The sequence below is a fragment of the Streptomyces geranii genome (assembly GCF_002954775.1).
Classification (GTDB): domain Bacteria; phylum Actinomycetota; class Actinomycetes; order Streptomycetales; family Streptomycetaceae; genus Streptomyces; species Streptomyces geranii.
Genome location: NZ_PJME01000021.1, coordinates 79,606 through 92,512, shown reverse-complemented (window position 1 = coordinate 92,512; position 12,907 = coordinate 79,606). Strand labels below are relative to the sequence as shown.

Annotated in this window: 12 protein-coding genes; 11 read left to right on the top strand and 1 reads right to left on the bottom strand. The window is 69.9% G+C overall.

Annotation, left to right across the window (positions count from 1 at the left end; genetic code table 11):
• The first annotated feature begins 34 nt into the window (after nt 1-34).
• From CW359_RS26100 to CW359_RS26075, 6 genes are all read left to right on the top strand, one after another.
• Nucleotides 35-2,056, top strand: coding sequence for a beta-galactosidase (locus tag CW359_RS26100; protein ID WP_105972565.1), 2,022 nt, complete (start codon nt 35-37; stop codon nt 2,054-2,056).
• Nucleotides 2,057-2,226: 170 nt separating this feature from the next.
• Nucleotides 2,227-3,834, top strand: coding sequence for a glycoside hydrolase family 53 protein (locus tag CW359_RS26095; RefSeq protein ID WP_105972564.1), 1,608 nt, complete (start codon nt 2,227-2,229; stop codon nt 3,832-3,834).
• Between the two features lie 198 nt (nt 3,835-4,032).
• Nucleotides 4,033-4,320 (top strand): helix-turn-helix domain-containing protein, encoded by a 288-nt coding sequence (locus tag CW359_RS26090; protein ID WP_105972563.1) that lies wholly within the window; start codon nt 4,033-4,035, stop codon nt 4,318-4,320.
• A 156-nt stretch (nt 4,321-4,476) separates the two neighbouring features.
• Nucleotides 4,477-4,905 carry a fluoride efflux transporter CrcB gene (crcB, locus tag CW359_RS26085; protein ID WP_105972562.1) on the top strand — a complete coding sequence of 143 codons (429 nt, stop codon included), beginning with the start codon at nt 4,477-4,479 and terminating at the stop codon, nt 4,903-4,905.
• Nucleotides 4,902-5,258 (top strand): fluoride efflux transporter CrcB, encoded by a 357-nt coding sequence (gene crcB / locus CW359_RS26080; protein ID WP_105972561.1) that lies wholly within the window; start codon nt 4,902-4,904, stop codon nt 5,256-5,258. Before crcB (CW359_RS26085) ends, crcB (CW359_RS26080) begins: the two co-directional genes overlap by 4 nt.
• 85 nt (nt 5,259-5,343) lie before the next feature.
• Nucleotides 5,344-6,177 (top strand): undecaprenyl-diphosphate phosphatase, encoded by an 834-nt coding sequence (locus CW359_RS26075; RefSeq protein WP_105972560.1) that lies wholly within the window; start codon nt 5,344-5,346, stop codon nt 6,175-6,177.
• On the opposite strand, the gene CW359_RS26070 is transcribed toward CW359_RS26075, so the two are convergent.
• On the bottom strand, nt 6,117-6,686 hold the full coding sequence (locus CW359_RS26070) for a GNAT family N-acetyltransferase (protein ID WP_157968640.1): 570 nt from the start codon (nt 6,684-6,686) through the stop codon (nt 6,117-6,119). The two genes, CW359_RS26075 and CW359_RS26070, sit on opposite strands and share 61 nt — an antisense overlap.
• Nucleotides 6,687-6,877: 191 nt before the next feature.
• Here CW359_RS26070 and CW359_RS26065 point away from each other — a divergent pair, with 191 nt between their 5' ends.
• The 5 genes from CW359_RS26065 (at nt 6,878) to CW359_RS26045 (ending at nt 12,798) form a co-directional block, all read left to right on the top strand.
• Nucleotides 6,878-7,576 (top strand): FadR/GntR family transcriptional regulator, encoded by a 699-nt coding sequence (locus CW359_RS26065; RefSeq protein ID WP_105972558.1) that lies wholly within the window; start codon nt 6,878-6,880, stop codon nt 7,574-7,576.
• A complete protein-coding gene (locus CW359_RS26060; protein ID WP_105972557.1) occupies nt 7,573-9,099 on the top strand; it encodes an amino acid permease in 1,527 nt (508 codons plus the stop codon). Before CW359_RS26065 ends, CW359_RS26060 begins: the two co-directional genes overlap by 4 nt.
• A gap of 50 nt (nt 9,100-9,149) precedes the next feature.
• Nucleotides 9,150-10,169 carry an asparaginase gene (locus tag CW359_RS26055; protein WP_198655394.1) on the top strand — a complete coding sequence of 340 codons (1,020 nt, stop codon included), beginning with the start codon at nt 9,150-9,152 and terminating at the stop codon, nt 10,167-10,169.
• Nucleotides 10,170-10,286: 117 nt separating this feature from the next.
• Nucleotides 10,287-11,720, top strand: coding sequence for an aspartate ammonia-lyase (gene aspA, locus CW359_RS26050; protein WP_105972555.1), 1,434 nt, complete (start codon nt 10,287-10,289; stop codon nt 11,718-11,720).
• Between the two features lie 133 nt (nt 11,721-11,853).
• Nucleotides 11,854-12,798, top strand: coding sequence for a glutaminase (locus CW359_RS26045; protein ID WP_105972620.1), 945 nt, complete (start codon nt 11,854-11,856; stop codon nt 12,796-12,798).
• Nucleotides 12,799-12,907: the final 109 nt, after the last annotated feature.

Genomic DNA, 12,907 nt, shown 5'->3' with positions numbered 1-12,907 from the left:
GTTCCAGAGCGACAGACCGATCGGGAGACAATCCATGCCGGAGACCACCCCCACGGGCCTCACCAGGCTGGCCTTCGGCGGGGACTACAACCCCGAGCAGTGGCCGGAAAGCGTCTGGCAGGAGGACGTCCGGCTGATGCGCGAGGCCGGCGTCACGATGGTCAGCGTCGGGATCTTCTCCTGGGCCCTGCTGGAGACGGCACCCGGCGTGTACGACTTCGGCTGGCTCGACCGCCTCCTGGACCTCCTGCACGAGAACGGCATCCGCGCCGACCTCGGCACGCCCACGGTGGCGCCGCCCGCCTGGTTCTACCGCGAGCACCCGGACGCGCTGCCGGTCACCCCCGAGGGCGTGCGCTACGAGTTCGGTTCCCGCGCCGCGATCTGTCACAGCAACGCCGACTACCGCGCCGCCGCCGCGAACATCACCACGCGGCTCGCCGAGCGCTACGGCGCCCACCCGGCGCTCGCGATGTGGCACGTCCACAACGAGTACGGCGTCCCGGTCTCCGCCTGCTACTGCGACTCCTGCGCGGCCCACTTCCGGCGCTGGCTGCAGTCGACGTACGAGACGGTCGACGGCGTCAACGAGGCCTGGGGGACGGCCTTCTGGGGCCAGCACTACGCGGCCTTCGAGCAGATCAACCCGCCGCGCGCCGCACCCACGGTCGGCAACCCGGGCCAGGCGCTGGACTACAAGCGGTTCGCCGACGCCACGATGCGCGAGAACTTCTGTATGGAGCGGGACATCCTGCACCGCCTCGCGCCCGGCATCCCCGTCACCACGAACTTCATGACCGCGCTCAGCCAGTGCGACTCCGTCGACTACTGGGCCTGGGGCCGCGAGGTCGACATCGTCACCAACGACCACTACCTGATCACCGACGGCCGCCGCACCCACGTCAACCTGGCGATGGCCGCCGACCTCACCCGTTCCGTCGGCGGCGGCGCCCCCTGGATTCTCCTCGAACACTCCACCTCGGGCATCAACTGGCAGCCCCGCAACCCCGCGAAGGCACCGGGCCAGATGGCCCGCAACTCCCTCGCCCATGTGGCACGCGGCTCAGAGGGCGCGATGTTCTTCCAGTGGCGCCAGTCCCGGCGCGGCGCCGAGAAGTTCCACTCGGCGATGCTCCCGCACGGCGGTACGGAGACCCGTGTCTGGCGCGAGGTCGTCGAACTCGGCGCCTCCCTCGACTCGTTGGCGTCCATCCGAGGCACGCGCACCGTCGCCGACGTCGCCGTCCTCTGGGACTGGCACTCCTGGTGGGCGCAGAACCTCCAGTGGCGCCCCAGTGAGGACCACGACCCGCGCGAGCGCGCCGACGCCTTCTACGAGGCCCTGTACGACCGCCACCTCACGGTCGACTTCGCCCACCCGGAAGCCGACTTGTCGGCCTATCCCCTTGTCGTCGTACCCGCCCTCTACCTGATGACTGAGGCCGCCGGGAACAACCTCAAGGAGTACGTCGAGAACGGCGGCACCCTTGTCGTCTCCTACTTCTCCGGCATCGTCGACGAGCACGACGCCGTGCACGACGGCCCCTACCCGGGCGCCCTGCGCGACGTACTCGGCCTGACCGTCGAGGAGTTCTCCCCGCTGCTCCAGGGCGACGCCGTACGGATCACCGGCCCCGACGGCTCCGAGCTGACCGGCGACGTGTGGACCGAGTTCGTCGTCCCGCGCGGCGCCGAGACCGTTTGGACCTACGCCGACGGCCTCACCGCCGACCACCCCGCCGTCACCCGCCACCGCCTGGGCGAGGGCACCGCCTGGTACGTGTCGACCCGCCTCGACGCACACGGCCTGGACGCCCTCCTCGGCTGGGCCACCGAGGACGCCGACCTCGCCCCCCGAGCCGACCTCCCGCACGACGTCGAACTCGTGCGCCGCACGGGCGAGTCGGGCACCTACCTGTTCGCCGTCAACCACACCGTGTCGGACGCCAAGGTGCCGCTGGAGGCACCCGGCACCGAACTGCTGACCGGCGAACGAGCCGCCGGCCGCCTTGAGTTGCCCGCCGGAGCCGTCAGGGTCGTCCGGCTCGACAACTGAGTTCGGCAGCCGAGGTCGACGACCGTGGTCGACGCCCGAGTTGGCGACGGCCGAGCCGCAAGTTCCCCTCCGTCCGTGAGTGCCACGAGAGCCGCGGGCGGAGGGGCTCCCTCCTTCCCCTCGGGAGGGACCACCCCCAACCCATCACGTCGAAGGGACGACGGACGACGATGTTCCATCCCAGACGCACACCCCGACGTACACCCGGGCGCACGCCCCGACTCGCCACCAGGCGCACCATCAAGGCCCTGCTGCTCCCGCTCGCCGCGGGCCTCGCCCTCACCGCCCTGCCCGCCACCTCCGCACAGGCGGCCAGCACCCTCACCAACGGCGGCTTCGAGGCCGACGGTTCGGGCGCCGCCGTACCCAACGGCTGGTCGGAGTACGGCAGTACGGCCGCCTCGTACGTGGAGGCCGGTGGCCACGGCGGCAGTTACCGCCTGTCCCACTACTCCGCCTCCGCCTACAAGGTGGAGACCTACCAGTACCTGTCCGGGCTGACCAACGGCAACTACAAGCTCACCGCGTGGGTGCGCTCGGGCGGCGGCCAGAACTCCGCCTACATAGCCCTGAAGAACTGCGGCAGTTCGGAACAGCGCACCGACCTGCCCGTCTCCGCCAGCGGGTGGATCCGGATCGTCGTACCGATCGCGGTGACGAACAACCAGTGCACGATCAGCATCAACTCCGATGCCAACGCGGGCAACTGGATCAACGTCGACGACCTGACGTTCGCCTCAGGCACAGGCGGGGTGCCCGTCAAGGGCGCCGACATCTCCTCCCTCGTCAAGAGCGAGGCCAAGGGCGGTGTCTACAAGACCAGTTCAGGGACGACGAGCGACGCGCTCACCATCCTGAAGAACTCCGGCATGAACTACGCGCGCGTCAAGGTCTGGGTCAACCCGGCCGACGGCTACAGCAACAAGGCACGTGTCCTGGCCATCGCCAAGCGCATCAAGGCGCAGGGCATGAAGCTCCTGGTCGACTTCCACTACTCGGACACCTGGGCCGACCCGGGCGCCCAGTCCAAGCCCGCCGCCTGGGCCGGACACTCGTACAGCCAGCTGAAGACGGACGTCTACAACCACACGTACGACGTCCTCAACGCCCTCAAGGCCCAGGGCACCACCGCCGACATGGTCCAGGTCGGCAACGAGATCAACGGCGGCATGCTGTGGTCCGAGGGCTCGACCGACAACTGGTCGCAGCTCGCCGGGCTGCTCAACTCCGGCTACGACGCGGTCAAGGCGGTCAACTCCGGGACGACCGTCGCGCTGCACCTGGCCAAGGGCGGCGACCTGTCGGGCACCCGCTGGTGGTTCGACAGCGCGGTCTCCAACGGCGTGAAGTTCGACGTGATCGGCCTGTCGTACTACGGCTACTGGCACGGCTCGCTCTACGACTTCCAGACCACCCTGGACGACGCGGCCTCCCGCTACGGCAAGCCGGTGTACGTCGCCGAGACGGCCTACCCCTTCCGGCTCGACAGCGAGGACTCGCACGAGAACATCATCGACCTGAGCAGTGAACTGGTCTCCGGGTACCCGGCGTCCACGGCCGGGCAGTCGGCCTGGTTCCGGGACATCCTGAACATCGTGGAGGCCGTTCCGAACGGCCGCGGCCTCGGCGTCTTCTACTGGGAGGCGACCTGGACCGCGGTCACCGGCAACGGCTGGGACCCCACGGACGCGTCCTCGGGCAACGGCTGGGAGAACCAGGCCCTGTTCGGCTACGACGAGAAGGCGCTGCCCGCGATGACGTGGTTCAGCCACCGCTGAGCCGGAAGTGACAGGGGGTCCGGCCGCCCGAGGGGGGTGGCCGGGCCCCTGCGCGTTGGTGAGCAAGGGCTTGCTCGAACTCACGTACGTGGTGGGGAGGGTTCGACCTCGGCCAAGAGGTGCGAAGCCCCGGACGTGGCGACCCGAACTGCGGGACATTGGGAAGTGCGGACGGGGTGACCGGGACGAGGAGGCGCGATGCTGAAGAGACCCGCGGGTGGGCGACGCCTGGAGATCCTGGAGTGGCTGAAGGACCCCCGCGCGCACTTTCCGCCCCAGCGGCACGGCGATCCGGTCGAGGACGGCGTCACGGCGGCGGCGGTGGCCGCGAAACTCGGGGTTCCGCGGGCTGTGGCCCACAGCCATCTGGGGTTGCTGGCGGGGATCGGTGTGGTGCGTACGAAGCGGATCCGGTGGCGGACGTTCTACCGGCCCGACGAGGTGCGGATCGCTGAGGTGGCTCGGATGTTCGAGAAGGGGTGGTGAACGGGTGGGTTGACATCGGCTGCGGGTGAGTGGGGACTCGGCGTGCCCACGCGGCGGAGTCGCACACAAGTACAGCTCCGCGCCCTTGTCGGGGCGCGCTACCCTGCTGACCGGCCGTGATTCTCGTTCGCGGCGGTGAGTAGGAGACGTACGACCATGACCGCCCCCGACACCGCCGTCCTGCGCGGCCAAGGACCCGTCGTCGCGGTGGTCGCCGCCGGCGGCGCGATCGGTGCCTGCGCCCGGTACGGGGCCGCCCTGCTCTGGCCCGCGAGGACCGGCGGTTTTCCCTGGACCACCTTCTGGGTCAACGTCGTCGGCTGTGCCGTGATCGGTGTGTTCATGGTCGTCGTCACGGAGTTCCGGGCCGGGCATCCCCTCGTACGGCCCTTCTTCGGAACCGGGGTGCTCGGCGGCTTCACGACCTTCTCGACCTACACCGTCGACATCCAGAAGCTGGTCGAGGACGGCCACCCCGGCACCGGGATCGCCTATCTTGCCGCGACCCTCCTCGCGGCGCTCACCGCCGTGACACTCGCGGCGACCGCCACCCGCCGGGCCCTGAAGGGTAAGAAGTCATTGTGAACTGGCTGCTCGTCATCGCGGGCGGAGCGGTCGGCGCACCCCTCCGCTACCTCACCGACCGCGTGGTCAGATCCCGGCACGACAGCACCTTCCCCTGGGGCACCTTCGCCGTCAACATCACCGGCTGCCTCGTCCTCGGCCTGCTCACCGGCGCCGCCCCGGACCCGCACCTCCAGTTGCTGCTGGGTACGGGCTTCTGCGGCGCGCTGACCACGTACTCCACCTTCTCCCACGAGACCCTGCGGCTGGCCGAGGGCAAAGCCGGTCTCCTCGCTGCCGCCTATGTGACGGCGAGCGTGGTGGCCGGGCTCGGGGCCGCTTTCACGGGCGTCTGGCTGGGCGGGGCGCTGTAGGGCGTGCCGTGGGGCGTCCGGGTCTTGCCGGCGTGTAGTAGGACTGGGCGCCGCAGCCCGCCCCTCCCCAGCAGAACTGGATTCCATGAGCACCATCTCCGTCGGTCAGGCCGTCGTTCTCGGAGCCGTCGAGGGGGTGACCGAGTTCCTGCCGGTCTCCTCCACCGGCCATCTGAAGATCACCGAGGGGCTGATGGGCATCCCCGTCGACGCCGACGCGGTCGTCGGGTTCTCGGCCGTCATCCAGGTCGGCGCGATCGCCGCCGTGTTCGTGTACTTCTTCAAGGACATCGTCCGGATCGTCTCCGCCTGGGGGAGGGGCCTCGTCGACCGCGAGGAGCGGCACCACCACGACTACAAGTTCGCCTGGTGGGTCATCTTCGCGACCATCCCGATCGTCGCCGTCGGCCTCGCCGCCAAGCCGCTGATCGAGGGCCCGCTGGCCTCGCTGTGGGTGGTCGCGGCCTCGCTGATCGTCGGGAGCGGAGTGATGTGGGCCGCCGACCAGATGGGCCGGCACAAGCGCGGCGAGGACGACACGACGTTCAAGGACGCGATGCTGGTGGGCAGTTCACAGATCCTGGCTCTCCTGTTCCCCGGCTTCTCCCGCTCCGGCGCCACCATGTCGACGGCCCTCATCCTCGACCTCGACCGGGTCGCCGCCACCCGCCTCTCCTTCTTCCTCGGCATCCCCGCCCTGACCGGCGCCGGGCTCTACGAGCTGAAGGACGCCCTGGGCGCAGGCGTGGGCGTCGCGCCGCTGGCCGTCGGCACGGTGGTCTCCTTCGTCGTCGCCTACGCGTCCATCGCCTGGCTGCTCAAGTTCGTCGCCAAGCACTCCTTCAACGCCTTCGTGATCTACCGGATCGTCGTGGGCGTACTGCTGCTGGGCCTGCTGGGAGCGGGCGTACTGAACTGAGTGCCGAGGGACAGCCGGAACCGCTCGCGCGTCCGGCCGGGGTCACGGGGGCGCGGCGAACGCTCTCCCGTGGCACGGAATCCCGTACGCCGGTAGAGCCCCAGCGCGGCCCCATTGCCGTCCGCCACCGTCAGCGAGACCGAAGCGGCCCCGTGCCTCGCCGCGTGAGCGACGGCCGCGTCGATCAACGCTTCCCCCACGCCTCGCCCGCGCCACGCCGGAGCCACCCACAGCGCGTCGAGCTGACGCTCGTATCCGGCCGACGCGGGCGGTGCCACCAGCGCGACGACGCCCACCGCCTCCTCCGCGACCATGCCCACTGCCTCCTCCGGGGCCCGGGCCAGGAACCAGTCGCCGATCAGGACCCGCCGACGCCAGAACACCTCGTCCCGCGCCGCCTCTTCGGCCAAGGCGGCGCCGAACGCGTCGGGGTCCGCCTCCAGCGCGCGCAGGCGCAGCGCCCTGAGCCCGGCCCAGTTCTCCTCGCCCACCCGTTCGACCCTCAACATGCCCACATGGTCGGGGTTTCCGGGCAGGGACCTCCACGGGATTTCCCGCCGGGAGCCGCCTCCGTACCCGCTGTGTGAGGCGGTCCCCGGCCGCACACCCTTGACAGCCCCCTCCCGTCACCCGCAGGATCACCCCCGTGAACCTGTCAGACAGCCAGACAGGTGGCTCGGTACCGCGGCGCGTCAGCGCGATGGAAGCGGTCCTCGGTCATCTGCGCAGCGCCATCGAGCGCGGAGACTACGCCGTGGGGGACAAGCTCCCCTCCGAGGCCGAGCTGTGCCGACGCCTGGAGGTGAGCCGGCCCGTGCTGCGGGAGGCCCTGCGGGCCCTGCAGACCATGGGCCTGACCGTCTCCAAGACCGGCAAGGGCACCTTCGTGGTGTCCAGCACCGTCGAGGACCCCACCTTCGGCGACTACGCGGCCAGCGACCTGCTCGAAGTCCGCCGGCACGTCGAGATCCCGGTCGCGGGCTACGCGGCCGTACGACGCACCCCGGAGGACCTCGACCACCTCGCGCACCTGCTCGACCGTATGGAGCACGAGACCGACACCACGGCGTGGGTCGCGATGGACACCCTCTTCCATCTGGCCGTCGCGCAGGCGGCCCAGAACCCGGTGTTCCGCCGGGTGATCGAGGAGATCCGGGACGCGCTGGCCCGGCAGTCGGCCTTCCTGAACGAACTGGGCGGCCGGCGCGAACAGTCCAACCGCGAGCATCGGGCGATCGTCGAGGCGCTGATCGACCGCAGCGAGCAGGACGCGGTGGCGGCCATGTCCCACCACCTCGACCGTGTCTCCAGGACCCTCACCGACATCGTGCGCCCCGCGCACACGGACACCCCCCACGAGAAATCCGAGAAATCCCCGGAAGGCGGAACCGACGCGTGAGCGAGCAATCCCTCCAGGACGGGACGGAGAACGGTACGGCGCTCGCAAAGGCCGTGCACGTCGACGCCGGTGACGCGGGCTACAGCAAGTCGCTGAAGTCCCGGCACGTCAACATGATCGCCATCGGCGGTGCCATCGGCACCGGCCTGTTCCTCGGCGCGGGCGGCCGGCTCGCCGACGCGGGACCGTCCCTCTTCATCGCCTACGCGGTCTGCGGGATCTTCGCCTTCCTCGTCGTGCGGGCCCTGGGCGAACTCGTCCTCTACCGGCCCTCGTCCGGCGCCTTCGTGTCGTACGCCCGTGAGTTCCTGGGCGAGAAGGGCGCGTACACGGCGGGCTGGATGTACTTCCTGAACTGGGCCACCACCGGCATCGCCGACATCACCGCGGTGGCCCTCTACACCCACTACTGGGGCATGTTCTCCGACATCCCGCAGTGGGTGATCGCGCTGATCGCCCTGGCCGTGGTCCTCACGGTGAACCTGATCTCGGTGAAGATGTTCGGCGAACTGGAGTTCTGGTTCGCGATCATCAAGGTCAGCGCCCTCGTGATCTTCATGCTGATCGGCATCTTCCTGCTGGTCACCCAGCACGAGGTCGACGGCACCACCCCCGGCCCGTCCCTGATCACCGACAACGGCGGCGTCTTCCCCAACGGGCTGCTGCCCATGCTGCTGATCATCCAGGGCGTCGTCTTCGCCTACGCGTCCGTCGAACTGGTGGGCGTGGCGGCGGGCGAGACCGAGAACCCCGAGAAGATCATGCCGAAGGCGATCAACTCGATCATGTGGCGCGTCGGCATCTTCTACGTCGGCTCCGTGCTGCTCCTCGCGATGCTGCTGCCGTGGAACAGGTACACGTCCGGCGAGAGCCCCTTCGTGACCGTCCTCTCCAACATCGGCATCCCGGCGGCCGGCGGCGTGATGAACCTGGTCGTTCTCACGGCGGCCATGTCGTCCCTCAACTCGGGCCTCTACTCCACCGGCCGCATCCTGCGCTCCATGTCGATCGCCGGTTCCGCGCCGAGGTTCACCGGCAACATGAGCCGCAGCCAGGTCCCGTACGGCGGCATCCTGCTCACCAGCGGAGTCTGCGTGCTCGGTGTCGGCCTCAACTTCGTCGTCCCCGCCGACGCGTTCGAGATCGTGCTCAACTTCGCCGCGATCGGCATCCTCGCCACCTGGGGCATGATCATGGTCTGTCACCTGGTCTTCTGGCGGAAGACCGAGAACGGCGAACTGACCCGCCCGAGCTACCGCCTCCCCGGCTCCCCCTGGACCGAACTCGTGACGCTGGCCTTCCTCGCCTCCGTCCTCGTCCTGATGTACGCCGACGGCGGCGCCGGCCGCACCACCGTGCTGTGTCTCCCGCTGATCGCCGGGGCACTGGTCGCGGGCTGGTACGGCGTCCGCGCCCAGGTCGCCCGCAAGGCCGCCGAGGGCACCCGGTCAACCTCGTCAACATCGTCCACCGGTTCCTCCGATTCCTCCGGATCCAGCGGGTCGGCCGGAGCCGACGCGTGAACCACGCAGTGATGCAGGATGCAGTCATGCAGGAAGCAGCGAAGGCAGCCATGTACGGCAGTTCTCTCGCGGACGCTCCCGCGATCCGCGAACCCCTCCACTCACCCGTCGCGCACCTCGTGCGCGGCGGGGTGATCGAGGGCATCCACTACGGGTCTGTCGTCGTCCTCGGCGCCGGAGGACAGGTGGAGCTGCAGGTGGGCGACATCGAGGCCGCCTTCTACCCGCGCTCCGCGCTGAAGCCGGTCCAGGCGGTCGCGATGCTGCGCGCGGGCCTGCCCCTGGACGGCGAGCTGCTCTCCCTGACCGCCGCCAGCCACTCCGGCGAGGAACGCCACCTGGCGGGCACCCGCCGCATCCTGGAGCTGGCCGGTCTGACGGAGGGCGACCTGCGCAACGTCCCCGACCTGCCGTACGACCCCGCAGTGCGGGACACCTGGATACGCGAGGACCGGCCGCCCTCCCGGCTCGCCCAGAACTGCTCGGGCAAGCACGCCGCCATGCTCTACACCTGCGTCCTCAACGGCTGGCCCCTCGGCACCTACCTCGACCCCGCCCACCCTCTCCAGCAGGCGATCGCCGAGATCGTCGAGGACCTCACCGGCCAGCACATCGCCCAGGTGACCGTCGACGGCTGCGGAGCGCCCCTCTTCTCCATCTCCCTGCACGGCCTGGCCCGCGCCGCCGCCAGGATCACCGCCGCCGCTCCGGACACCCCGGAGGCCCTGGTCGCCGACGCGATGCGGGAGCACGCCGAGATGGCCTCCGGCGCGGGGCGGGACGTGGCCGAGCTGATGCGGGCCGTGCCCGGGCTGCTCAGCAAGGACGGTTTCGAGGGCGTGCAGGTGGCCGCGCTGCCGGACGGGCGTTCCGTCGCGGTGAAGATCTCCGACGGGGCGAATCGGGCGCGGGTGCCGGTGACGGCGTCGGCGCTGGTCCGGGCCGGTGTCGACGCGTCGGCGCTCACCGGGTTCGCGGGCGAACCGCTGCTCGGTGGCGGTGCACCGGTCGGCGTCGTTCGCGTCGTCCGTGCCCTGGACCCGCTGCCGGCTCGGGTACGGCCCGCGTAGTTCTTCGGCCTCGCCCCCGGGACGGTGGGGGCTGGTCGCGCAGTTCCCCGCACCCCTTTGGGGCGCGTCCACAGCACGCCCATCAGGACCACCCACCCGAAAGAGGCCCGCCCCACCATGACCGCAGCAGCCCAGCGCAGCGCCGCCGCAGTCCATCGCAGTGAACACGACCTGCTCGGAGACCGTGATGTTCCCGCGGAGGCCTACTGGGGTGTCCACACCCTGCGTGCCACGGAGAACTTCCCCATCACCGGCATGACCATCTCCGCCTACCCGCACCTCATCGACGCCCTCGCCGCCGTCAAGGAGGCCGCCGCCCTCGCCAACGAGGAACTCGGCCTCCTGGAGCCGAGGAAGGCCGCCGCGATAGCCGAGGCCTGCCGGGAGATCCGCGCGGGCGGGCTGCACGACCAGTTCGTGGTGGACGTCATCCAGGGCGGGGCGGGCACCTCGACGAACATGAACGCCAACGAGGTCGTCGCCAACCGGGCGCTGGAACTGCTGGGGTACGAGAAGGGGCAGTATCAACATCTGCACCCCAACGAGGACGTCAACCTCGGCCAGTCAACCAATGACGTGTATCCGACCGCGGTCAAGATAGCGACGGTCTTCGCGGTGCGTGGACTGCTCGACGCGATGGCTGTACTGCAGGACTCGTTCGCCCGTAAGGCCGTCGAGTTCCATGACGTGCTCAAGATGGGCCGTACACAGTTGCAGGACGCGGTCCCCATGACGCTCGGTCAAGAGTTCTCCGCATACGCCGTCATGATTGACGAGGACCGCAACCGTCTTGACGAGGCAGTCCAGTTGATCCATGAGATCAACCTCGGTGCTACAGCCATCGGTACAGGCCTCAACGCCCCCGCCGGATACGCCGAGTCGGCCCGCCGCCACCTGGCCGAGATCACCGGCCTCCCGCTGGTCACGGCCGCCAACCTGGTCGAAGCCACCCAGGACTGCGGCGCGTTCGTCCAGATGTCGGGTGTACTGAAGCGGATCGCGGTCAAGCTGAGCAAGAGCTGCAACGACCTGCGCCTGCTCTCCTCCGGCCCGCGCGCGGGCCTCGGCGAGATCAACCTGCCGCCGGTGCAGGCGGGTTCGTCGATCATGCCCGGCAAGGTGAACCCGGTGATCCCCGAGGTCGTCAACCAGGTCGCCTTCGAGGTGATCGGCAACGACGTCACCATCACGATGGCGGCCGAGGCGGGCCAGCTCCAGCTCAACGCCTTCGAGCCGATCATCCTGCACTCCCTGTCGGAGTCCATCACCCACCTGCGCACCGCCTGCCTCACCCTCGCCGAACGCTGCGTCGACGGCATCACCGCCAACACCGAGGCACTGCGCGCGAGCGTCGAGAACTCCATCGGCCTGGTCACCGCCCTCAACCCGCACATCGGCTACACAGCGGCGACAGACATCGCCAAGGAGGCTCTGGCCAGCGGCAGGGGCGTAGCGGAACTGGTCCTGGAGAAGGGCTTGCTGCCGGCGGAACGCCTGGCGGAACTCCTGCGCCCGGAAAACGTCGCGGGCACAGGCACGCCCCGCCTTTAGGGGTGCGAGGCTGTGTCGATTTGAGGTTCCGCCGTGCGGGCGCGACAAGCCCGCACCGGCCCGCAGCCGCACGACCGCCCTCCCAGCGGAGCGCACTCGCACCGAGAACCGGCCCGGAGAGACAATGGCGATCATGGAACCCGCCCCCGCACCCCCACCCTCACCCCCCACCTTCCAACCAGTCCTCGACCGCATCGCCGAGGAAATCGCCCGCACCCCCGGCCGTGGCCGCCCCGCCGACTACATCCCGGCACTCGCAGCACGCGACCCCCGCAGCTTCGGCATGGCCGTAGCCGAACTCGACGGCACGGTGTACGGAGTGGGGGACTGGCGGCAGCCGTTCTCCACGCAGTCCGTCACCAAGGTCTTCACCCTCGCCCTGGACCTGGCCCGCGAGGGCGACGAACTCTGGGAGCACGTGGGCCGCGAACCCTCCGGCAACCCCTTCAACTCCCTGATCCAGCTGGAGTACGAGAACGGCATCCCGCGCAACCCGTTCATCAACGCGGGCGCCCTCGTCGTCACCGACCGCCTGCACACCCGTACCGGCGACGCGGCCGGAGCGCTGCTCGACTTCCTGCGGGCGGAGTCGGGCAACCCCGGTCTCACCTTCGACAAGGAGGTCGCCGCCTCCGAGGCCGGGCGCGGGCACCGCAACGCGGCCCTCGCCCACTTCATGGCCTCGTACGGAAACATCGGCAACCCGGTGCCGGACCTGCTGGAGCAGTACTTCCGCCAGTGCTCCGTCGAGGCGTCCTGCGCCGACCTGGCCCTCGCGACCGGCTTCCTGGCCCGCCACGGCGTACGGGCCGACGGCACCCGTCTCCTGACGCTCAGCCAGTCCAAGCAGATCAACGCCATCATGCTGACCTGCGGCACCTACGACGCGGCGGGCGACTTCGCCTACCGGGTGGGCCTCCCCGGCAAGAGCGGAGTGGGCGGCGGCATCATCGCTGTCGTCCCCGGCCGCTGCACGCTGTGCGTATGGAGCCCTGGGCTGGACGAGCGGGGCAACTCGGTGGCGGGAGTGGCGGCGTTGGACCGCTTCACGACACTGACGGGAGTATCGGTCTTCTAGCCCCAGGAGAGACGAGCCTGCCTTCAGGGCGCGAGGCTGTGTCGATTTGCGGCTCCGCCGCGGGGCGCGAGAAGCCCCACCGGCCCGCAGCCGACGACGCACCCCCATC

Coding starts and splice junctions, on each gene's coding strand:
- crcB (WP_105972562.1), top strand. CDS start 4,477: ATGACCGCCCCCGACACCGCCGTCCTGCGCGGCCAAGGACCCGTCGTC.
- CW359_RS26070 (WP_157968640.1), bottom strand. CDS start 6,686: ATGTTGAGGGTCGAACGGGTGGGCGAGGAGAACTGGGCCGGGCTCAGG.
- aspA (WP_105972555.1), top strand. CDS start 10,287: ATGACCGCAGCAGCCCAGCGCAGCGCCGCCGCAGTCCATCGCAGTGAA.
- CW359_RS26095 (WP_105972564.1), top strand. CDS start 2,227: ATGTTCCATCCCAGACGCACACCCCGACGTACACCCGGGCGCACGCCC.
- CW359_RS26045 (WP_105972620.1), top strand. CDS start 11,854: ATGGAACCCGCCCCCGCACCCCCACCCTCACCCCCCACCTTCCAACCA.
- CW359_RS26090 (WP_105972563.1), top strand. CDS start 4,033: ATGCTGAAGAGACCCGCGGGTGGGCGACGCCTGGAGATCCTGGAGTGG.
- CW359_RS26065 (WP_105972558.1), top strand. CDS start 6,878: ATGGAAGCGGTCCTCGGTCATCTGCGCAGCGCCATCGAGCGCGGAGAC.
- CW359_RS26055 (WP_198655394.1), top strand. CDS start 9,150: ATGTACGGCAGTTCTCTCGCGGACGCTCCCGCGATCCGCGAACCCCTC.
- CW359_RS26075 (WP_105972560.1), top strand. CDS start 5,344: ATGAGCACCATCTCCGTCGGTCAGGCCGTCGTTCTCGGAGCCGTCGAG.
- CW359_RS26100 (WP_105972565.1), top strand. CDS start 35: ATGCCGGAGACCACCCCCACGGGCCTCACCAGGCTGGCCTTCGGCGGG.